This window comes from Pedosphaera parvula Ellin514 (assembly GCF_000172555.1).
Taxonomy (GTDB): Bacteria; Verrucomicrobiota; Verrucomicrobiia; order Limisphaerales; family Pedosphaeraceae; genus Pedosphaera.
Map to the genome: position 1 here is coordinate 200,572 of NZ_ABOX02000005.1, position 21,957 is coordinate 222,528.

Below are 21,957 nucleotides of genomic sequence, written 5' to 3' on the forward strand. Positions count from 1 at the left end.
AATATGGAGCCATGGATGATGCGTTGCTTGTTTGCATGGCGGTGGCGGGTTGGGAAATTTTCTAGGGTTAAATATAAATGGTGTCGCGTTTGATAAGGCTCGGGATCTCGCTGGTGGTGTTTGGGGGCGACTTTTTGGTGAGGTTAGTGGGAGGGCGGCGGGCGGGAAGCTGCGTAGTGATCAATTATCATTCGGTGCACGATGAGACGCGGGAGCGATTTGCCAGGCAGTGTGAGCTGGTGTTGAAGCTGGCGCGGCCTGTTTTCGCGGCGCGGGAGTTGAGTTTTGAGAAGGGGTCGCGTTATGTGGCAATCACTGCCGACGATGCGTTTTGCAGTTTCATCAAAAACGGTGTGCCCGAAATGGTGCAACGAAAGATACCGGTGACTTTGTTTGTGCCGACGGGTTATCTCGGACGGCGTTCGAGCTGGGATGATTATGGCGGTCCCAACCAGGTGGGTGAGGAATTGGTGACGGCCGAGGATCTGAAGCGATTGGCGGTGTGTGAGACAATTGATTTCGGTTCGCATGGTGTCAATCATCCGGACCTGGCGAAGATGACGGAAGCAGAAGCCCGGCGGGAATTGAAGGAATCGAAAGATTCGTTAATCGCTATCACGAGGCGCGAGATCAAGGGTGTGAGTTTTCCCTACGGCAGTTACGGGGACCGGGAATTGAAACTGGTTTCGGAAACTGGTTACCAGTTTTGTTTTGGATCGACGGCTGAGAGTGTGAGTTCCGCTTTGCGGGGAGGATTGATGGGCCGGGTATCGGTGCAACCGACGGATTGGGAGTTGGAATTCAAATTGAAGGTGCTGGGGGCGTATCGCTGGGTGAAATGGGCATCATCGGGCAAGCGGTCGATCTTTTCCCTCCTCAAGCGGAATTAACTGAAGATTTTTCATGGGGCAAAATGCAATGTCATACACGGTCGAAATCGACAAGGTGAGTTCTGCGGAATGGAGCGGGTTGATGGAGTTGTTTGAAGATTCCAATCCGTATCAGACGTGGAGCTACGGAGCCATTCGGTGGGGCGAAGAGAACTTGAGTCACCTGGTTTTGCGAAAAGGGGATAGCTCGGTGATGGCAATGGCGCAGTTGCGGATTATTCGTCCCAAGCTGGTTGGGGGCGGGGTGGCGTATTTGCGTTGGGGGCCGATTTGCCATTTGCGCGGGGCCACGTTGGATTTACAAACCGTGAAGCTGGTGATGAAAGAGCTGCACGAAGAGTACGTGCGGAAACGGAAGTTGTTTTTGCGGATTTTGCCGGATGCCTTTGTGGGCTCTCCGCGCGCCGGGATTTTCGAGGAAGCATTCAGTGAATACGGCGAAGTGCAGCCGGGTCGGGCGAGCGCTGACCGGACCTTTGTACTGGACCTGACGCCAACGTTGGAGGAGTTGCGCAAGAAGCTGGATCAGAAATGGCGGAACCAGTTGAATCGCTCGGAGAAGAATAATTTGACCATCGTGGAGGGAACGGGCCGGGAGGAGTATAAAGTGTTCGTCAAAATTTATGAAGAGATGTGGGCACGGAAGAAGTTCGATACGACTGTGGATGTGCACGAGTTTGGCCGGATTACGGAAGATTTACCGGGCGGGCAGAAGTTCAAGACGCTGATTTGCCAGCGCGAGGGTGTGCCGGTGTGCGGGATTGTGTGTTCGGCGGTGGGTAGCATGGGGATTTATCTCCTCGGCGCGACGAACGATCAGGGCCTGGACAGCAAGGGAGCTTATTTGTTGCAGTGGACGATGATCAAATGGCTGAAGGAGAATGGTTTCAAATATTATGATTTGGGCGGGATTGATCCGGAACTTAATCCCGGTGTGTATCATTTCAAGAAGGGTTTCTCCGCAGAGGACATGACGCGGATGGCGCCGTTGGAATCGTGTGAAGCCGTGATGAGCTCGCTGTTCATGAAGGCGGCGGACTTTGGCCGGGGCGGCGCGCAGAAAGCGGCGAGCAAGTTTAAGAACGATGTTGCCGGGGCGATTGGAAGATTGAAGCCGGCTCCCAAGCTGAACCAGGCAGAACCGGGCAATCCGAACACTTGATTATTCAGTCATGGATATTTCCGTTGTCATCCTAAGTTGGAACGACCGCTCTTATCTCGAGGAGTGCCTTGAGAGCCTGGAGCAGGGATCGGTTTCGCACAGCCTGGAAATCATCGTGGTGGACAATGCATCCACCGACGGATCGCCGGAGATGGTGGAGTCGAAATATCCGCGGGTGAAACTCATCAGGAACCGGGAGAATTTAGGATTCCCCAAAGGCAACAATGTGGGGATTGAAGCGAGCCGGGGGAAATATGTTTGCCTGCTGAATTCGGATATAAAGGTTTTGGGCCGTTGCCTGGACATCCTGGTGGATTACATGGATGAGCATCGTGACATTGGGATGATTGGCCCCAGGATTCTAAACGGTGACCGGACGCATCAGAGTTCGTGCCGCCGGTTTCCGACATTGTGGAATAACTTTTGTGTGATGACGGGATTGGCGAAGCTTTTGCCGGGCTCGAAGTTTTTCAGCGGTGAGCATATGTTTTATTTCAAGGGCGACCGGGAGTTGGACGTGGAGGTACTGGTGGGTTGCTTTTGGATGGTTCGGCGTGAGGCGATGGAGAAATTCGGGCTGTTGGATGAAGGGTTCTTCATGTATGCGGAGGATGTGGACTGGTGCAAGCGATGCTGGGCATCAGGGTGGCGGATTACATTCCATCCCGGCGCGGAATCGGTTCATTATCGCGGGGGCAGTAGTGCGAAGCGTGACCCGGTGTGGCTGGCGCTCACGCAGCAACGGTCGATTTTACGTTACTGGAAAAAGCATCACGGTGTGACGGGCCAGGTGAGCATGAGTTGCCTGATATTTGCGCATAAGTGCGCGCGCTGGGTGGCGGCGCTGGGGAGTTACGTGATGAGGCCTTCGAAGCGAAAAGACAGCCTGACGCGGATGCAGGTTTCGGCGGCGTCGATGATGGCAATTTTGGGGCGAAGCAATGGCGGGCAGGCGTAGGTTGGCAGGAATTTTGGCGGTGGTTTTTTGAAATGAGAAGTTGGCGGATATGATCGGGCGGTTGTTGAGCTACGCGAGTCGTCATGGCGTGCGGGCGACGCTTGGTCGGGCCCGGGTTTCGCTAGGACGCGCGGCAACAGGGAACCGGATGGTGTTGTTTTACTGCGATCTTGGGGAGGTGCAAGCGGACGAGGGGGAACGGCGAGAGGTTGAGCGGAAGGGGTCTGAAAAGGAATTGAGTCCGCAGGAGTTGGCACGCATCACAAATGCGTGGCGCCCCGAGGAAACGCGGCGGTTGATGCGCGAGCGGTTTGAGAGAGGGGCGACGTTGTGGTTGTTGAAGCTGGATGGGGAGATAGCGGCGTTTGGGTGGACGATGGCGGGTGGGACGATGGAGCCGCATTATTTTCCACTCGGAGAGCGGGATGTGCATTTGTTTGATTTTTTTGTGTTTCCAGAATTTCGGGGGAAGCGGTTGAACCCGGGATTAGTGAATCATATTTTGGGAAAGTTGGCAGAGGAAGGGAAGGCGCGGGCGTTTATCGAGGCGGCGGAGTGGAATGTGGCGCAGTTGAGTTCGTTGAGCCGGACGAGGTTTCGGAGGTTTGGGGCGGCGAGAAAGATGCGGGTGCTGGGGCGAACGTTGGTGGTGTGGAGTAGAGAGAAGTGAGGGACTGCTTGTGTGGTCTGGATGGTTTTCGGAAGTGGTTGGTGGGTAGGTGTATATTTTTTTGGGTTGGATAGGCTATGTCCAACCTCCTGGTTTAGGATGTGGGCATGAACTGGGATTTTGGTTTTGATCGGCGGGTCAGGGCGGTATCGGGTATTTTGTTTTTGGGGGGAGGGCATTCCGTAGAATTCCGGTCAGTTCCGGAAGTTTTTGGTGTTGGTGATGGTGGTCTCGGTTTTGTAACTTTTAACAACTGGAAATAACGATATGAAGATTGCGATTGTTGGTTTGGGTTATGTGGGATTGCCGTTGTCGCTGCAGTTCGCGCTTTCGGGTGCGACGGTGCTGGGGCTGGATATCGACTCGGCGAAGGTGGAGTTGATTAATCGGGGGGAGAGTTATATCAAGCATATTGCGGGGGAATCGGTGGCGGAGATGGTGAAGGGGAAGAGGTTTTCGGCATCGGCGGATTTCAGCCGGGTGAAAGAGGTGGAGGGTGTGATTATTTGTGTGCCGACTCCATTGAATAAGAATCGGGAGCCGGATATTTCGTTTATTTTGGAGACGGGGAAGGCGATCGCGCCGCATTTGGCGAAGGGGACGCTGGTGGTGCTGGAGTCGACGACATATCCAGGGACGACGGATGAGGATTTGCGCGGGGTGTTGGAGGCGGGTTCAGGATTGAAGGCGGGGGTGGATTTTCACCTGGCGTTTTCGCCGGAGCGTGAAGATCCGGGTAATGTGTTGAGCAAGGTGTCGAAGATTCCGAAGGTGATCGGGGGTTATACGCCGGCGTGTCTGGAGCGGGCGAAGGCACTGTATGGAATGGCGATTCAGACGCTGGTGCCGGTGTCGTCGTGCCGGGTGGCGGAGGCGACGAAGCTGTTGGAGAATATTTTTCGCAGTGTGAACATCGCGTTGGTGAATGAGTTGAAGCTGGTGTACGGAGCGATGGGGATTGATGTGTGGGAGGTGATTAACGCGGCGAAGACGAAGCCGTTTGGTTTCATGCCGTTTTATCCCGGGCCGGGTTTGGGCGGGCATTGTATTCCGATTGACCCGTTTTATCTGACGTGGAAGGCGCGGGAATTTAATCAGAACACGCGGTTTATTGAGCTGGCGGGTGAGATTAATACAGCGATGCCGAATTATGTGATTAACCGGACAGCGGAGGCGTTGAATACGCATCGGAAGCCGGTGAATGGGAGTCGGGTTTTGATCGTGGGACTGGCGTATAAGCCGAATGTGGATGATGAGCGGGAATCGCCGAGTTATGTGTTGATGAGTCTGTTGACGGAGCGGGGAGCGGAGGTGGCGTATCATGATCCGTATGTGCCGGTGATCAAGCCGACGCGTGAACATCCGCAGTGGGCCGGAACGCGTTCGGTGCCCTGGACGCGGGAGTCGTTACAAGGTTTTGATGCGGTGATTATCGCGACGAATCATCTGGTGACCAATTACCAGGAGCTGGCGGATTGGTGTCCCTGCATCATTGATACGCGGAATGCGATGGTAAGTGTGCCGACCAAGGAAGGCCAGGTTTGGAAGGCATAAGAGAAGGGAAAGTGTCTTGAGCAGTCCTGTCGTGAGGATGTGGCGTTGATATGCGAAGGAAGTGAAAGGAAGTAGTGTGGGATTGTCATTTGATGTGAAGGCTTCAAACCGAATCGGGTTTCCTGGCGGTTGGGGAAGTGGAAGATACAGGCTGGAAGCGATGGTGCTTTGTGCGCTGAGCATTCCAGGTAGCTTGAAGGCTCAGCAGGTGCTGGCGCCACCGACTTCATATGTAGCGGTGCCGGCAGCCGTTCAGGAAATGCAGAGTGAGGGAGCGGGGAGTTTGCGGGCACTGGATACGCTGGCACCGTTGCTGCCGCATGGTTTGCCTTTTGAGATGGGGCCGGTGACGGTGCACCCGCATTTGTCTTATCGATTCCTCTATGGGAATGGCCTCTCCGCCGCGCCGGGGGATCAAGTGGCTTCGATAATCCAGGAAGTTTCGCCGGGGGTTTTATTGGAGATTGGGCGGCATTGGACAATCGATTATACACCGATTCAACGATTCTACAGTGATAGGCGATTTCAGAACGGGCTGGATCAGAATGTGTCGTTAATCGGAGGAACCTCGTACGAAGACTGGGTTTTGGGACTGTCGCAGACATACGCTTCCACCTTCACGCCATTGGTGCAGACTGCGCAGCAAACGGATCAGCAAGCATTTGCCACTGGTCTTACTGCGTCGTATCGATTTAACAGCAAGCTCTCATTGGAGATGGGGCTGGATCAGGCCATCACTTCGGCGGAAGGATTTAACAGCTCCAAGCAATGGTCTACGATGGAATGGCTGGCTTATCAAATCTGGCCGCGGCTGGATGTTTCTGTTGGTGCTGGCGGAGGGTATGTCACCGAAAGCATGGGTTCGGATTCGGCTTACGGACAATTGCAGGGAAGAGTTCAGTGGCGAGCCACGGAAAAAGTAAGCCTGCAAGTGCATGCCGGTTTTGAAGATCGGCAGTTTCTGGCCAGCAGTGCGAATTTGCTCAACCCGCTGTATGGAGTGAGCATTGCCTACCAGCCCATTGCGGAGACCTCCCTTTCACTCAGTGCCGATCGCACGGTTAGCAGCTCTCTGTTGCAAGATCAAGTGACTGAAAATACCGCTTTGACTGTTTCATTGTCGCAGCAACTCCTCAAAAAACTTTCACTGAACCTCGCAGCTTCTTATGGCGAGATTAATTATATTTCCGAACTGAACGCAGGCTCGGCCGGACGCGTCGATAGCATGTATTCATTCAATGCCCATCTGGGTTGGCCGTTTCTTAAACGGGGGACAGCAGGGGTTTTTTACCAGTTTAGCAATAATAACTCGAGTCAGAATGGATTTTCTTATTCCAGTAATCAAGTTGGACTGGAACTCGGCTATCGGTATTAAGTGGAAAATTTGCAATGCGTTGCGGTGGCAGTGCAGATAACATGGCTTTATTTCGGCGGCCCGGTGGCTTGCGATGAAGAACAACCACAATGCTAATTAAAGAGGAATCGAAGATCCCGGATGAACCGCGTACTGTGGCAAAAGCGGCGTCAAATCATTCGGCTCAAAATTCAGGGCGTGGTTTTCTGCCTGCCGTAATAGCTTTAGTACTCTGCTTTGGCCTTCCTTTATATCATCTGGCCCTTTTCGCGCTGAAAAGCGAACTGGATTCCTACATCCTGCTGATTCCTTTCGTGAGTTTGTATTTGTATCGCCTGCAGAAGCAAAAACCAGTTGGTCACTCCGAGCCCGCGCGAGGTCTCGCAATCCTGACCGCAGTCGGCGGCCTTGCAGTCCTTGCTGGTTATTGGTTTTTAGAGCGTCGGGGCGGGGTTCCGGCTGTGGAGGATCAATTGGCGTTGATAACGTTGTCCGGCGTATTGTTCTTCCTGGGGATTTGCTGCTTTTGCCTGGGAAAGGAAAAGGTGCGAGCCCACGCTTTTCCGCTGTGCTTTCTCCTTTTCACAGTGCCGCTGCCATTATTTTTGAGAACGGGCATCGAGACATTTTTACAACACAGCTCAGCATTGGCGGCGGATCTGTTATTCATGGTTTCCGGGACGACTTTTTCCCGGGAGGAATTGATCTTCCAATTGCCGGGCATTGCCCTGCGCGTGGCGCCGGAATGCAGTGGAATCCATTCCAGCTTGATCCTGTTCATCACCAGCTTTATTGCCAGTTACCTGTTTTTGCGCAGTCCGTGGAAAAGAGCGGTGTTAATTTTCGCGGTCATACCACTGGGAATCATTCGCAATGGTTTCAGGGTTTTTACCATCGGCGAACTATGCGTGCATATTGGGCCGGAAATGATTAACTCGGCCATTCATCATCGCGGTGGCCCTTACTTTTTCGCCTTATCCCTGGTGCCATTTTTCATTCTTTTAATCCTGCTCAAAAGATCCGAGCGCAAAACTGTTCCTGCGGCGCAGGAATCTTAAAACTTTTATGTCAAAAGATTTTCAACGCACTTTTAATTGGGTTGCTGTTTTGTTTCTGGCAACAGCCGCCGTCAGTTGTACGCAGCAGAGCCATTTGAAACGCGCGGATCGATATTTTCAATTGGAGGATTACGACCATGCGGAGGTTGAGTACATCAACGTCATTCGGAAGGATCCCAAAAACGCCCATGGGTTCGCGAACTTAGGGGCGATTTACGTGGAGCAGGGGCGGTTTTCGCGTGCATTTACCTTCCTGTCGAGAGCCCGGGAGCTCGATCCTACCGGTGACCCCGGCATCCATATGAAAATCGGTTCACTCTACTTTTCCGCAGGTAGAATGAAGGAAGCTCAGGAAGAGGTGAAATACGTCCTGGAAAAGCGGCCTCAGGATCAAGACGCGCCGATGTTGCTCGCCGATTTGGCTTCCACTTCCCAGGAAGTCGAACAAACCAGGCAGGCCTTACAGAAGTTACTCGCTGCGGGTGGATATAAGCCGGCGTGTGAGGTAGCCATCAGCACCCTGCTGATTAAACAAAACAATCTGAAGGGAGCTGAAGAAGCCATTAACCGGGCGTTGGACATTGACAAGAAATTTGGCCCGGCGTATTTGGCGCTTGCCAATCTCCACCTGATAAAAAACGAGGTGAAGGAAGCGGAGCAGGCGTTGAAGGCCGCAGCGGACAACGCTTCTGCGCACTCGCCAAGACGCGTGAGGTATGCGCTTTTCAAAATTCAGCATGGAGAGATGGAACAGGGGAAGGTTCTCTTAAAAGCCATTGTTCAAAAGACGCCTGACAACCTGCCAGCCTGGCAGGCGCTGGCGGAAACGGCGTTGAGTGAGAAACAGTTTGATGAGGCGATGGCAATAATTGACAAGGTGCTCATACGCGATCCCGAGAACTTCGACTTCCTGCAACTGCATGGCCGCACTTATCTTGGAAAAGGTGACAGCGCCAAGGCTTTGGCGGAATTCGAAAAAACGGTCCGGCTTTATCCCCAATCTCCTCAAGCCTTTTATCACCTGGCGCTGGCGCAAATGGTGGCAAACGATTCTCCCAAGGCGCTGGGGAGCTTGAAGCAGGCCCTGGCATTGAATCGCTCGTATCCCGAGGCGCAATTGCTGTCAGCCGAAATATACATTCGAAGCGGGGATCTCAATTCAGCCGTCGCCTTACTTACCCAATTGGTGCGACAACAGCCCCGGTTGGTTCAGGCGCAGTTATTACTGGCCGAGGCTTACCGGGCCAGAGGTAATTATGCGGAGGCGCTGGGGATTTACGACCAGCTCAGGCAATCGTTTCCACACGAGCCGCAGTATGTCTATAAAGCAGGCTTAACCTTCATCCAGATGAATAAAAAGGAGGAAGCGCAAAAAGCATTTGAAAAAGTGCTGGTTATGTCACCTGACAATCTTCCCGCCCTGGAACAAATTGTGAACCTGGACATTCAAGCACAGGATTACAGCAAGGCCCTGAGCCTTTTGGACAAAGAGATGGCGAATGAGAAGATCGTTCCCGAGTTGTGTGTGCTGCAGGCCAGGATATTCGAAAGTCAAAAAGCCACTCAAAAAGCAGTAGCCGCTTTGAAACGAGCCATAGAATTGAATCCCCAGATGCGGATAGCCTACTTTTTGCTGGCGCGCTTGTACATGGAGTCCAAGCAGAATGAACAAGCCATAACCAATTTGCAGGAAGTAATGGTCAAAAATCCGAAGGACACCAGTGCGCTCATGATGATAGGAACGATCCGGGATCAGGAAAAGAATTTTGCAGCCGCCCGGGATGCCTACGAAAAGCTCATTGCAATCGATCCCAATTTCAGCGCGGCGCTGAACAACCTGGCGTATCTTTATTCCGAACATTTTAACCAACTCGACAAAGCGTTGGAGATGGCTCGACGCGCCCGGGAATTAATGGTCTATGATCCCTCGACCGCCGATACCCTGGGTTGGATATTATTCAAGAAGGCACAATATGCGGCCGCGCTGACGCTTAACCGCGAGGCGGCGGATAAGCTTCCGGGAGAACCGGAGATACAGTTCCATGTTGGCATGGGCTACTACATGTTGGGAAAGGAAGAGTCCGCACGACTTTACCTTCAGCGGGCGCTGCAGTTAAAGAGCGACTTTTTTGGACATGAGGAGGCCAGTTTGCGCCTGTCAATTCTGGCGATTGATCCCAAAAGTGGCGGCGACGATGTGCAGTCGAAGTTGGAAAAGAGGATTGCTGATCAACCCGAGGATGAAGTTGCGTTGTGCCGCCTGGCGGGCATTTACGAGCGGACAGGAGCATTTCAAAAGGCCGCCGATGCTTATCAAAAAGCGCTGAAAACAAGCCCGGACAATGCGAAGGTAATGGCCAGCCTGGCGTTGCTTTATTCCGACCATCTGAACAACCAACAAAAAGCCCTGGAGCTGGCCAAAAACGCTCATTCATTGAGCCCGGAGGATGCGGACATTTCCGGAGCGCTGGGCCACATTGCGTTTTTATCACGGGATTACAAATGGTCGCTCAGCTTGTTGCAGGAAGCGGACCAAAAGAGTCCTGGGAATGTGGGGAGGCAGTTCGATTATGCAAAGGCTCTTTACAGTGTGGGCCATGTGGAAGAGGCGACCGGCATCATTCAAAAAACCTTGCAGAGTGGCGCTGCTACAGCGCAGGCCGAAGAAGCAAAGCGCTGGTTGGAAATGATCAATCTGGCAGCCAATCCGACGCAAGCACTCAAGGAAACGCCCAGGATTGAGGCGGCGTTGAAGGCAGATGCAGGCTGTGTTCCTGCCTTGGTGGCAGTGGCGGCGGGTTTTGAGCAGAAAGCTGATGCGGCATCGGCAAGGAAGAGTTACGAAAAGGTGTTGGAACTTTTCCCCGAGTTCATTCCAGCCAAGAGAAAGCTGGCGATGCTCTACTCAGATGACCCCGCCAAGGATAATCAAACCTATGAAATGGCAGTCCAGGCCCGTGAGCTTTTCCGCAACGACCCCGGTTTAACGAAGGCATTAGGCATTGTGGCATATCGGAAAGGGGATTACACAAAGTCCACGGAGTTGCTGAAGGAGAGTGCAAAAGGACTGAGTGATGATGCGGGGGTGCTGTATTATTTGGGAATGAGCCAATATAAGTTGAAGAAAAGAGTTGAAAGCAAGGCCTCGCTCCAGCATGCGCTGGAGTTGCACCTCTCCACCCAGTTTGCCTCGGAAGCGCGACGGGTATTGACGGAGTTGAATTGATCCTGCCGCAAGTGCACGTATTTGGCGAAGCGCAAAGAACGTTCCCTCGATTACATAATTGAAAGCTGCGGCGCAATTTAAGGCTCATGCAGAGTGAAGCTGGTAACAAACAACATTTCCTGAAACCGGTTTTACCGATGAGTGCAGTACATGAGAGTTACGAATGAATGTGTCGTTCGCGCCTTGAATCACACCAGAATCCTCCATGCATTTTGGAGGCACCATTAGGAATTCATTTCAAATCAGCCAGAACAATTATTTTACGTCCCAGTCTTAACGTCTTATTTAAACTAAAAATCAATGGACCAACCAATTCCCTACCTCGACCTGCCCGCCCAGCTTCGACCTTTGCGTAAAGAAATCGATGCGGTCATAGCCAAAACACTCGATAATTGCAGCTTTTGCCTGGGGCCGGATGTGGTGCAATTTGAGCGCGATTTTGCTTCCTTTTGTGAGGCAAAGCATGCCGCTGGTTTCAACAGCGGCACCTCGGCGCTACATGTAGCATTACTATTGCTGAATGTTGGGCCGGGGGACGAGGTCATCACCACGCCGCATACTTTCGTTGCGACCAGTTGGGCGATTTCCTATGTAGGCGCCCGCCCGGTATATGTCGATATTGATGACCAGACCTGCACCATGGATCCGAAGTTGGTGGAGAAAGCCATTACTCCGCGGACGAAAGCCATCATGCCGGTGCATCTTTACGGTCATCCATGTGATTTGGAGCCTTTACTGGCGATTTGTCGCAAGCACAATCTGCCGTTGGTGGAAGACGCAGCCCAGGCGCATGGAGCGAAATATAAGGGAAAAGTGGTTGGCACTTTCGGAGCGGTATCCGGCTTTAGCTTTTATCCGGGGAAAAACCTGGGCGCCTGTGGCGAAGGTGGGGCATTGGTGACGAACAGCGAAGCTTATGCGACCCGGGCGCGATCGTTGCGCGAGCACGGTTCCACCCAACGTTATTATCATGATGAAGTTGGATTCAACTACCGCATGGAAGGAATTCAGGGAGCGGTTCTCGGAGTCAAGCTGAAACACTTGAATCAATGGACCCAGGCGCGCCGCCATGTGGCTAATTTGTATCATAAACTTTTGGCGGACACACCGCTGCAATTGCCCCATGAAGCGGTCTGGGCTGAAAGTGTTTATCATCTTTACGTGGTGCGCCATCCCCGGAGGGATGCATTGAAAAAGCATTTGGAAGAGCACAAGATCGGTTGCGCACTCCATTACCCATTGCCGCTGCATTTGCAAAAGTGTTATGGCTCGCTCGGGTATAAGGCGGGTGATTTTCCGGTGGCCGAAAAAGCAGCTCGTGAATGTTTGAGCCTGCCGATTTATCCCGAGTTGACCGATAGTCAGGTGCAGCGGGTGGCCCAGGTTATTCACAAGTTCTTCGAGGGTTGAGTATCGCTCCCTGGAAGACTTGTGAGTATCCCATGGTTCTTTCATCTCATTTTCCTAAGAAGCAGGAAAGAGCTGTTGTGGCTGGTCTTGTGCTCAAAATTCGTGTTTTCCACGGAAGCCGTAGAAGTGAAAGAATCCTTAATACTACGTCGGAATACTTTACGGTTTTGATTGGTAAGGTATATGAGCCTAATTGCGTAAGTTATTCGTAAGTGGCTTATAATTAGTAGTTTGCGGTCATGGTTCTGCAACAGGATGGGCATGGCATGGCATGTGCTTAAAGGATATCGCTTAGTAGGACGAAACTAAAACTTAACCAAACGAAATTATGATGAAATGGATTAAAATTAGCGTGGCAGCAGTGATGCTGGCGCTCGGAACATGGAGTGTAAGTGCGACTCCGATTAACGGCACTATCACCTTTGCAGGTGGCGTTACTCTTAACAACGCTGATGCCGGCGCTGCTACTGCGGTGACCGGTTGGGTGGCACCATTCGTTCAGAGTTCTGGAGGCGATTTTGGCAGCATTGCAGTAAATACCCCGGTGAGCATTCATGCACCTTGGTCTTTTAATTCCGGCCCTGTTGCCAGCTTTTGGAGTGTTGGTGGATTTACGTTTGATCTTATCTCCTCTTCAATTGCAGCCACAGTTCCTGGTGTTGGTGTGGTTGTGACTGGAACCGGAACCATTAGTGGAAATAGCTTTACTCCAACTGTTGGCACCTGGAGTTTTTCCACACAGAATCCTTCGGCTAATGCCATCTTCTCATTCTCAGCCTCGACGGGCGCTGTTCCTGATAGTGGAACAACCTTGGTGCTCCTCGGTTGCGCTCTTTCGGGCGTTGGTTTGCTCAGGAAGAAGTTGATGGCCTAATCGGCAATCTCCTACTAATCTGAAGTTCTTGCGGGCAGGGTTTATACCTTGCCCGTTTTTTTTGCTTTTATTGGCCAATCTCATGGCGATGGTGCCAGGTCAAACTGCTCTTCACTGATTCCCTCCTGCCATTCGGAAATTTCTTTTGCCACTCGGTATAGTAATTGCAGCTGTTATTTTCCTTGGAATATCAGCGGTTTTGAACGGATAATGCCCAATTAAGCATCATTCAATAGATACCGTATTGGGCTTCAAATGTTTGATGCCGGGAATTTTGATTTGGGAATTACATCATGAATAGTGCCGCCCTTTTTGCCTATGTCGCTGCCATTTTTGGCGGACTGATGGCGATTGGCATCGTTTGGCAAGGCCGGCGTGCGGTGGCTCCATGGTCACTGGCAGCAGGCCTGGTTTTGTTATCCCTGGAAGCATTATTCTCCGGGCTTTCGGCGGATGCGCTTTTGTTGAAAAGTGCGGTGGGTTGGCAGAGTCTGATGTTCTGCGCGATATCTTTCCTGCCTGGGGTGTGGCTGTTGTTCAGTTTCACTTATGCCCGGGGAAATGCCGGGGAATTTTTAGCGAGGTGGCGCTTGCTTATCGGTGCCGCATTCGTATTACCAGTCGGCCTGGCACTTTTCTTTTATGACGATTTGTTTGTGGTCAAGGAGCAAGCTCTTGGGTTGGGAAGCAGTGGTTACGCCCTTAATCTGCTCTTTCTGCTCAGTGCAGTGCTGGTGCTGATGAATTTTGAGCGTACGTTCCGGACTTCTGTGGGGACGATGCGGTGGCGGATCAAGTTCATGCTTTTAGGCCTGGGAGTGTTGTTTATTGTCAGGGCTTATACCAGCAGCCAGATGTTGCTCTTCAGAGCGGTAAATCCGGCATTGGAAACGGTGAACTCGGGTGCGTTGCTGGTGGCGTGTTTTCTGATGCTGCGCTCGTTATTCCGGACGGGACATTTTGAAGTCAATGTTTATCCCTCACAGTCGGTGTTGCATAACTCACTGACGGTGGTCCTAGCTGGTCTGTACCTGATAATCGTCGGAGTTTTTGCGAAACTTGTGAGCGTATGGGGAGGCGACACGGCATTTACCATAAAGGCTTTTGTAATACTTATTTCCCTCGTTGGGCTTACGATAATTTTGCTATCGGACAAGGTCCGTTTACAAACAAGGCGGTTTGTCAGCCGGCATTTTCAGAGACCATTTTATGATTACCGGACCCTATGGCGCAGTTTTACGGAACGCACTGCCGAGCATATGGACCAGGTGGAGTTATGCCGTGCCACGGTCAAACTGGTGGCTGATATATTCCAGGTCCTCTCGGTAACCATCTGGCTGGTGAACGATAAAAAGCAAGAATTGGAATTCGTGGTTTCCACGTCCCTCTCGGAGGCGCAGGCCAAAAGGGTAAAGCTGCAGCCGGAGGAGGCGCAACAGGTGATCGAAGCATTAAAGGAGGAGTTTGAGCCGGTGGATATCGACCTGTCCCGGAAACGATGGGCGGTTGTTTTGCGGCAGTGTCAACCAGATGAATTCCGGAAAGGCGGTAACCGCGTCTGTGTGCCGGTGGCCATGGGGGGGCAGGTGCTTGGCCTTATTATGCTCGGGGACAGGGTGAGCGGGTTGGGTTTTTCGCAACAGGACTTCGATCTGCTCAAATGTGTTGGCGACCAAACTGCAGCCAGTTTGCGCAACGTACAACTCTCGCAAAAGCTTTTGCAGGCCAAGGAGCTTGAGGCATTTCAGACCATGTCTGCCTTCTTCGTGCATGATCTTAAGAACACTGCTTCCACGCTTAACTTGATGCTCCAGAATCTGCCGGTTCATTTTGGTGATCCGGCTTTTAGAGAAGATGCCTTGCGCGGTATTTCCAAGTCAGTGACGCATATCAACCAACTTATCAGCCGGTTGACCCATTTGCGACAGGCCTTGAAAATTCAACCGACAGAGGCGGACTTGAATACGCTGGTGGCAAAAGCATTGGAAGGCTGGCCGACGGTGGCGGGCACCCGGATGGATAAGAATCTGCAGCCTTTGCCGAAGGTATTTTTAGATCAGGAGCAGATGCTTAAAGTGGTAACAAATCTGGTCCTGAACGCCACTGAGGCGGTGCCCAAGGAAGGGCTGATTCGAATTGAAACAACTCAGGTGAATGGCTGGGCGATTCTTTCGGTAGCCGATAACGGGTGCGGCATGAGCCCCGAATTTGCGAACGGTTCCCTGTTTCGCCCCTTTCAAACCACCAAGAAAAACGGTCTTGGCATTGGAATGTTTCAAAGTAAAATGATCGTTGAGTCTCACGGCGGCAAGATTGAGGTCCAAAGTGAGGTTGGCAAGGGCACATGTTTCCGCGTGTTCCTGCCATGCAAAAATCAAATAAATGAAGCCTTTACTGCTCATAGTTGATGATGATGAAGAAATCCGGACCCAGATGAAGTGGACTCTGGCCCAGGACTATGAAGTGGTTCTGGCAGGCGATCGGGGGTCGGCGCTGGAAGTGTTTCGTTCCGCTCATCCAGCCGTGGTATTGCTCGATCTGGGATTGCCGCCGCAACCGGCGAACCCGGAAGAGGGCCTGGCGGCCCTTTCAGAATTGCTGACCCTGGATAGTTCCACAAAAATCGTCATCGTTTCGGGGCAGGGGGACAAGGACAACGCACTTCGAGCCATAGGCGCTGGTGCTTATGATTTTTTGGTCAAGCCAGTGGAGGTCGAAGAATTAAAGCTGCTGCTCAAGCGATGCTTCCACGTGGCGCAACTCGAAAAGGAATACCGCCGGATGCAGCAATTGTTGCAGGCGGATACCTTTGAAGGAATGCTCGGCACCAGCCGCGTCATGCGTAACGTGTTCGACACCATTCGAAAAGTTGCGACCACAGACGCCCCGGTGCTGATATTGGGAGAGAGCGGAACGGGCAAGGAAATGGCGGCCCAGGCAATTCATCGGAGAAGCCCGCGGAAGGATGGTCCGTTTGTGGCGATTAATTGCAGCGCCATTCCTGAAACGCTGTTGGAAAGTGAACTTTTCGGGCATGAAAAGGGAGCGTTTACGGGTGCCCACGCAATGCGCAAAGGCCGGATCGAGACGGCCAATGGGGGAACGCTTTTCCTGGACGAAATCGGTGAAGTGCCGTTGCCAATTCAGGTCAAATTACTGAGGTTTTTGCAGGAAAAGCGTATCGAACGCGTCGGAGGCAGGCAGGAGATCAATATTGATGCCAGGGTGGTGGCGGCCACCAACGCCGACCTCAAAAAAGGAATGGCGGGAGGCACATTTCGGGAAGATTTATTTTACCGCCTGGCGGTGGTGCAGATCACTTTGCCGGCCCTGCGCGAGCGCGAGAGCGATGTGAAATTGCTGGCGCAATGCTGCATGCAAAGATACTCGGGCCAGATTGGCAAGAATGCACTGGCGTTCGACGCTGAAGCTGTCCGGGCGCTGATGCGGCATCTCTGGCCCGGCAATGTGCGGGAATTAGAGAACCGGGTTAAACGGGCGGTGATCATGGCGGAGGGAAAGCGGATTACGCCACAGGATCTTGAGTTGGAAAGTGTTTCGGGCGCGGCGGCAGTTACTACGCTGAAGGAAGCGCGCGAGGCGGTGGAGCGTGAAATGATCCAGAATGCGCTGCGAAAACATTCGGGCAAGATTGCGCCTGCGGCCGTGGAGCTTGGCGTGAGTCGTCCGACGCTTTATGAGCTGATGGAAAAGTTGGGAATTGCCAGAGAGGCGAAGGAATAGGCGATGCAGTTTATGAGCGGAGTGGTGCGAAAGTGTTTGCCTTAAGCTGCGTGGAATAATTGGTTGTTGCCATTGTTATTTTACTTCATAGCCACTGAAAGTTTGTGTTTCTGCATTCCTGGGTACAGCGGAACGCCTTATTCGAAATAACGTCGGAAGCGTTTACACTTTGATGAAAAGGACGCGAGCATGGGTTTCGTTTATTTGTTGTGCTCTGGCTAGGAACGCCAGCCACGCCCGGTAGTTCGCCACAGGTTGTTTTGTTAATCGCAGGCTTCGGCTTCGTCCATTAGTTGTGTTGAGAGATAATTTGCTGCAATTCGACTCGTTTGAGGTGATGCCTGCAACGCTTATCGCCTCTCTTCATCTGGTTCTTTTCTCCATTCCGGAAATTTCTTTCGGCATTCGGTATAACTCGCGAGTCGCACCGTAGTTCTTCGCCCGGAAAGCGTCGGTAATCTTTACAGATGGTGAAATTGTTTTTGGCTTTGAACTCTTATGGCAAGGAGAATAATGATTATATCCTATTAAACAACAGCAACTTATATGTTTTCCGTGAAAAGTTATTTAGGGTCTGGCATGCTTGTTGCTTCAGGATGTTCTGAGGCGCATGCCAGATTATATGACAAGTAAAAAACTATATTTTTCAGCGGGATTGTTTGCGGCTTTCAATTTTACCGCTACTGCTTCTCCAATCACAATTGACCTAACAACAGCCGGGAGTTCGGGGACTGCCAATGGGGCAATTTTTAATCAAATTAACGTACAATCGACCGGCACAGGCGTGTTGGATCCGTTTCTTCGGATTCAACAAACTGGGACTGAATCGGGTTATAATACCAGCGTTGGCACTCCGCTTGATGACAAGGCGGGAATTTGGACGCATGACCTTCAATTGGGGTCATTGGGAACGGTGACTCAAAACGGCGTGAGCTACTACAAGTTCATTCTTGATGTGAATGAGACCAAACCGGGTGCGCTCATTTCGTTGAATAATTTTAAATTATACGAGAGAGGCAGTGCCTTGTCAGTTGCGAATACTCTCGCGAATTTGACTTCCACATCCACCCTGAAGTTCGATATGGACGGCGCAGGGGACACAACAGTAAACATCAATTACGCATTGAATTCCGGCAGTGGTAGTGGCGACATTAGTGTGCTGGTTCCCGTAAGTGCGCTCGGTGTTGATGGTTCGCAATATCTTTATCTTTATACCAGTTTTGGTTCGCCGTATGGTTCTGATGCTGGTTTTGAGGAGTGGGCTGCCGTGCAAGGCACCACCACCGTTTGTGCTCCTGATGGTGGAATGACCATGATTTTGCTGGGGGTGGCTGTTTCAGGATTGGGCTTGCTTAAGAGAAAAAATAGTTGAGCTGCTCCAAAACCCGGAAGGTATAACACGGGAAGCGGGGGCAAGTTCTCCTGACTTTAAAAGCACGGGCAGCAGTGCCCGCCGTCCATCCACGATCGCTTTGCCGGGCTTGAGCCAGGCTTGAGTGTCCGTGGCGAAGTAGAATAAAATTTAGCCGCTTAATTGTGATTCGGCTGATCAGCTCATCCCATTTTCAGGGATGAGCTTTTTTGTTGGAATTTTGGGTGGCGAAACTTCTTTACTCAATAGCCTAAGCGTTTATAACTTATTTCTCATAACGGATGACAGTAGGGATGCCTTTTCAGGGCAATCCCGTCTGGATACACCCGTGACGAAACCAACCACATGCCAACAGATTTAATAACCTTGCCTGACGCGGAAACATCTGGCAGCAGCATATTGGCGCGTTGCCTGCGTGTAATGCCGCCATTCGTTTGCGCCCTTTTGTTTGTGCTGATTTTTGCCGGTTGTCAAAGTAACAATTATTCTGTTGAGAAGGCAAAGCAAGCGGTTGCCACAACCACAAACTCTGAGGCCCTCATCTTGCGCGAGGGAGATGTGATCAAAATTTCATTTCCCGGCACACCCAATCTCGACACCACCCAGCAAATTCGCCGGGATGGTAAAATCTCTCTTTCCATTGTGGGTGAGGTGGATGCCTCCGGAATGACTCTCCCTGCACTGGAAAAGCAATTGGTAAAACTTTACGAACCGCAATTAGTATCCAAACAGGTCATGGTTTCGTTGGTTTCTTCCACACTTCCAGTATTCGTTACAGGGGCGGTTATTCACCCGGGGAAAGTGGTATCGGATCATCCCATTACCGTCCTTGAGGCCATCATGGAATCCGGAGGATTCGATTATACCAAGGCAAATCTGAAAAATGTGCTTATTATTCGTAACGAAAGAGGGCGCATGACAAACATCAGCCAAAATTTAAAATCTGTCCTGGCCGGAAAGCAATGCGAACCGTTTTATCTGAAACCTTCGGATATTGTTTATGTTCCGGAGAAATTTTCCTGGTTTTAGACGGGAAAAAAACCGCTCTTGAGTTCTGTAGGTCAAAGCGGCGGCATTCTTTTCGTTTCTTCCCAATTCCTTGGTGTTCGCCAGCATTTATAACGCGATATCCGCTCCTTAAAAGATCCACGCGGGATTGTAATCCAATTTTTATAATAGCAATAGCTCGCTTCCTGCGGTTGTGGTGGTTGCTTCAACTTCCTGATCGGTCCATGCCAAAACCGTGAATACCTTTGTCCGTATTTTTACGAAAAAGGTTGTTGGAAGACTTTACACAGTTGTGTCGGAGCCAAAAAAGGAGAGTGGTATGAATGGCTGTGACATTTTACTTCACCTGCTTAATGCGGGGTGTCCATAGTCGTTGATATTACATTGTTAAAGGTTGCGAAGCGTTTGTGACCTGCCTTCTTTTGACATTCCTCCAGTCCCTGACAGCGCTTTGAGTGTGCTCTTATTTGGTTTCGGCGTTGCTGCAGTTGTGCTGATTTCACGGCGACGTCGGTTGAAGAGTGCGCCGATCAAGCTCGTCGACGGTTTTTAAATAATCTGCTTCTTAATTGAACAGCCTTGCTCAGCAAGGCTGTTTTTTTATGAGGGCAATTAGTTCACTCCTTTTTAGCCTCGGTGATTTGTAGGACAAACTCTGAGTGTCTGATGGATGATTAGCTGACTGTTTCTAGTGTAATAGAAAATCTAATATCGTTGGATGAATAATCCCAATGATAAGGTATGTGCTATTTATCATAGCGATCGGTTCACTTCTAAAGTATCAATCCCCCGAATAATCCTTCGCAATAGATGGAAGGTTCGGCTCGGCCTTTTCAGTATTCTATTATTTTTGGCTGGTTTTCCTATTTGTTCGAGGGCTGAACAAAGTGTGTCCCTGGCCTGGGATCCCAGTCCAGACCCCACCGTAGCCGGTTACTTTGTTCGCTATGGCACCACCAGCGGGGTTTATCCCTTCCAGGTTGATGCTAAAACGCTAGCATCGGCCACGGTTTCAGGCCTTAAAGAAGGATTAACTTATTATTTCGTGGTAATCGCCTACAACGCCTCCGGTGTTGAAAGCGTTCCTTCCAATGAACTCGCATTTCTAGTCCCTGGCGCTCTCGTCTTGACCTCAGGAGTAAACCCCAGTGATCCAATTTACATCAAATTTCCTGTGGCTCCTACACACTGGTATGCATTAGAGGGCTCATCCAATCTGGCGACTTGGAACACTATTTGGCAAACGGCCCCAGCGACCTCCAACGACTGGGTTCAATTCACGGATATGCGGACTTTTTCGAATCGTTTTTACCGACTTATACTTCACTAAGTGCCATTGAAACAACATGCGGCCAGGCTCTGCCCTGTCACTGGAATGCGAAAGTGTTGAGTCCAATTTTTCCGGCACGTTCATTGGTCCGGTTTTGCGCCCTGTAACTTGTGCTTTTCATCCAGACCATTTATTTCTTACACTGTCTGGTAAATGAAGGGCATTATACTCGCTGGCGGGGCCGGATCGCGATTGTTTCCGCTGACCCTGGTCGCCAGCAAACAGCTCCAGCCGGTTTATGACAAGCCGATGGTTTATTACCCGCTCACGACCCTGATTGAGAGCGGCATCCGCGAATTCTGCCTCATCTCCACTCCTCACGATCTGCCCCGCTTCCGCCAGCTCTTTGGGGATGGGAGCCACTGGGGGCTTGCGATCGAATACCGGGAGCAACCCCGCCCCGAGGGCATCGCCCAGGCCTTCCTCATTGCCGAATCCTTCATTGGCCGGGACTCGGTCACCCTGATCCTGGGCGACAACGTTTTCTATGGCGGGGACGGCTTCAGCCAGGCCTTCTCGGAGTTTAAGGGCGGCGCCACCATCTTTGGCTACCACGTCAATGACCCCGAGCGCTACGGCGTGGTGGAGTTTGATGCCCAAGGCCGGGCCATCTCCATTGAGGAGAAGCCCAAAACCCCCCGGAGCAACTACGCCGTTCCCGGTCTTTATCTCTATGACAACCACGTGGTGGAGATTGCCAAAAACCTGAAACCCTCCGCCCGCGGGGAACTGGAAATCACCGCCGTGAACGTGGAGTATTTAAACCGCGGCCAGTTGCGGGTGCACCGGCTCAACCGGGGCTTTGCCTGGCTGGATGCCGGCACCAGCAGCAGCCTCCATGAAGCCTCGGCCTACGTCCAGACCATTGAGAAGCGCCAGGGCATCAAGATCGGCTGCCCGGAGGAGGCCGCCTTCCACAGCGGCTTTCTTTCCCTCCATGAGCTCGAATCCCTCACGGCCAAGATCCCCAAGTGCGAATACCGCGATTACCTCGGCGCCCTGGTGGCGGAAACCAAACGCTTGAAACCCTAGTTGCCTCCCATGATTCTTTTACTCGGCGCCACCGGCTACATCGGCCAGGCCTTTGCCACGGAACTCCAAAAGCGCCACCAGCCTTTCACCGCGCTCTCACGCAAGGAACTGGATTACACCAAATTCGAGCTCTTCCTCAAGCACCTCCAGCGCACCAAACCGGAGTTTGTCGTCAATGCGGCGGGTTATACCGGCAAACCCAATGTGGATGCCTGCGAGAATGCCAAAGCCGACACCCTCCAGGGCAATACCCTCCTGCCCCAAACCATTGCCCAGGCCTGTGCCGCGGCCCAGGTCCCCTGGGGCCACGTCTCC

18 protein-coding genes are annotated in these 21,957 nt (G+C 51.8%); all 18 read left to right on the plus strand.

What is annotated here, in order from left to right; all coding sequences use genetic code 11:
* Nucleotides 1–77: 77 nt before the first annotated feature.
* The gene (locus CFLAV_RS05870) at nt 78–890 is read left to right on the plus strand and encodes a polysaccharide deacetylase family protein (protein ID WP_007413734.1); all 813 of its coding nucleotides are present in this window, start codon (nt 78–80) and stop codon (nt 888–890) included.
* A 28-nt stretch (nt 891–918) separates the two neighbouring features.
* Nucleotides 919–2,052 carry a lipid II:glycine glycyltransferase FemX gene (locus CFLAV_RS05875; RefSeq protein ID WP_160164502.1) on the plus strand — a complete coding sequence of 378 codons (1,134 nt, stop codon included), beginning with the start codon at nt 919–921 and terminating at the stop codon, nt 2,050–2,052.
* A 10-nt stretch (nt 2,053–2,062) separates the two neighbouring features.
* Nucleotides 2,063–3,010: a glycosyltransferase family 2 protein gene (locus tag CFLAV_RS05880; protein WP_007413736.1), complete on the plus strand. Its 948-nt coding sequence runs from the start codon at nt 2,063–2,065 to the stop codon at nt 3,008–3,010.
* Nucleotides 3,011–3,059: 49 nt separating this feature from the next.
* Complete coding sequence (locus tag CFLAV_RS05885; protein ID WP_007413737.1) at nt 3,060–3,680, plus strand: GNAT family N-acetyltransferase; 621 nt, start codon at nt 3,060–3,062, stop codon at nt 3,678–3,680.
* A gap of 107 nt (nt 3,681–3,787) precedes the next feature.
* Nucleotides 3,788–3,943 carry a hypothetical protein gene (locus CFLAV_RS35435; RefSeq protein WP_160164503.1) on the plus strand — a complete coding sequence of 52 codons (156 nt, stop codon included), beginning with the start codon at nt 3,788–3,790 and terminating at the stop codon, nt 3,941–3,943.
* Between the two features lie 4 nt (nt 3,944–3,947).
* The gene (locus CFLAV_RS05890; protein ID WP_007413739.1) at nt 3,948–5,234 is read left to right on the plus strand and encodes a nucleotide sugar dehydrogenase; all 1,287 of its coding nucleotides are present in this window, start codon (nt 3,948–3,950) and stop codon (nt 5,232–5,234) included.
* Nucleotides 5,235–5,295: 61 nt separating this feature from the next.
* On the plus strand, nt 5,296–6,609 hold the full coding sequence (locus CFLAV_RS05895) for an outer membrane beta-barrel protein (RefSeq protein WP_160164504.1): 1,314 nt from the start codon (nt 5,296–5,298) through the stop codon (nt 6,607–6,609).
* A gap of 89 nt (nt 6,610–6,698) precedes the next feature.
* On the plus strand, nt 6,699–7,646 hold the full coding sequence (gene xrtC, locus CFLAV_RS05900) for a VPDSG-CTERM-specific exosortase XrtC (protein ID WP_007413741.1): 948 nt from the start codon (nt 6,699–6,701) through the stop codon (nt 7,644–7,646).
* A 7-nt stretch (nt 7,647–7,653) separates the two neighbouring features.
* Nucleotides 7,654–10,872: a tetratricopeptide repeat protein gene (locus CFLAV_RS05905; RefSeq protein WP_007413742.1), complete on the plus strand. Its 3,219-nt coding sequence runs from the start codon at nt 7,654–7,656 to the stop codon at nt 10,870–10,872.
* A 300-nt stretch (nt 10,873–11,172) separates the two neighbouring features.
* Nucleotides 11,173–12,282 carry a DegT/DnrJ/EryC1/StrS family aminotransferase gene (locus CFLAV_RS05910; RefSeq protein WP_007413743.1) on the plus strand — a complete coding sequence of 370 codons (1,110 nt, stop codon included), beginning with the start codon at nt 11,173–11,175 and terminating at the stop codon, nt 12,280–12,282.
* 328 nt (nt 12,283–12,610) lie between these two features.
* Complete coding sequence (locus CFLAV_RS05915) at nt 12,611–13,156, plus strand: VPDSG-CTERM sorting domain-containing protein (RefSeq protein WP_007413745.1); 546 nt, start codon at nt 12,611–12,613, stop codon at nt 13,154–13,156.
* Between the two features lie 293 nt (nt 13,157–13,449).
* Nucleotides 13,450–15,564 (plus strand): XrtA/PEP-CTERM system histidine kinase PrsK, encoded by a 2,115-nt coding sequence (gene prsK, locus CFLAV_RS05920; RefSeq protein WP_007413746.1) that lies wholly within the window; start codon nt 13,450–13,452, stop codon nt 15,562–15,564.
* Entirely contained in the window at nt 15,539–16,900 is a 1,362-nt protein-coding gene (prsR, locus tag CFLAV_RS05925; RefSeq protein WP_007413747.1) for a PEP-CTERM-box response regulator transcription factor, read from the plus strand. Before prsK ends, prsR begins: the two co-directional genes overlap by 26 nt.
* A gap of 622 nt (nt 16,901–17,522) precedes the next feature.
* Nucleotides 17,523–18,272: a hypothetical protein gene (locus CFLAV_RS05930; protein WP_150107292.1), complete on the plus strand. Its 750-nt coding sequence runs from the start codon at nt 17,523–17,525 to the stop codon at nt 18,270–18,272.
* Between the two features lie 345 nt (nt 18,273–18,617).
* Nucleotides 18,618–19,301, plus strand: a complete 684-nt coding sequence (locus CFLAV_RS05935) for a polysaccharide biosynthesis/export family protein (protein ID WP_007413750.1) — start codon at nt 18,618–18,620, stop codon at nt 19,299–19,301.
* A 697-nt stretch (nt 19,302–19,998) separates the two neighbouring features.
* Entirely contained in the window at nt 19,999–20,610 is a 612-nt protein-coding gene (locus CFLAV_RS31915; RefSeq protein WP_007413752.1) for a fibronectin type III domain-containing protein, read from the plus strand.
* A 153-nt stretch (nt 20,611–20,763) separates the two neighbouring features.
* A complete protein-coding gene (gene rfbA / locus CFLAV_RS05945; protein ID WP_007413753.1) occupies nt 20,764–21,642 on the plus strand; it encodes a glucose-1-phosphate thymidylyltransferase RfbA in 879 nt (292 codons plus the stop codon).
* A 9-nt stretch (nt 21,643–21,651) separates the two neighbouring features.
* A partial coding sequence (locus tag CFLAV_RS05950; RefSeq protein WP_007413754.1) for a sugar nucleotide-binding protein occupies nt 21,652–21,957 on the plus strand: 306 nt, incomplete at its 3' end.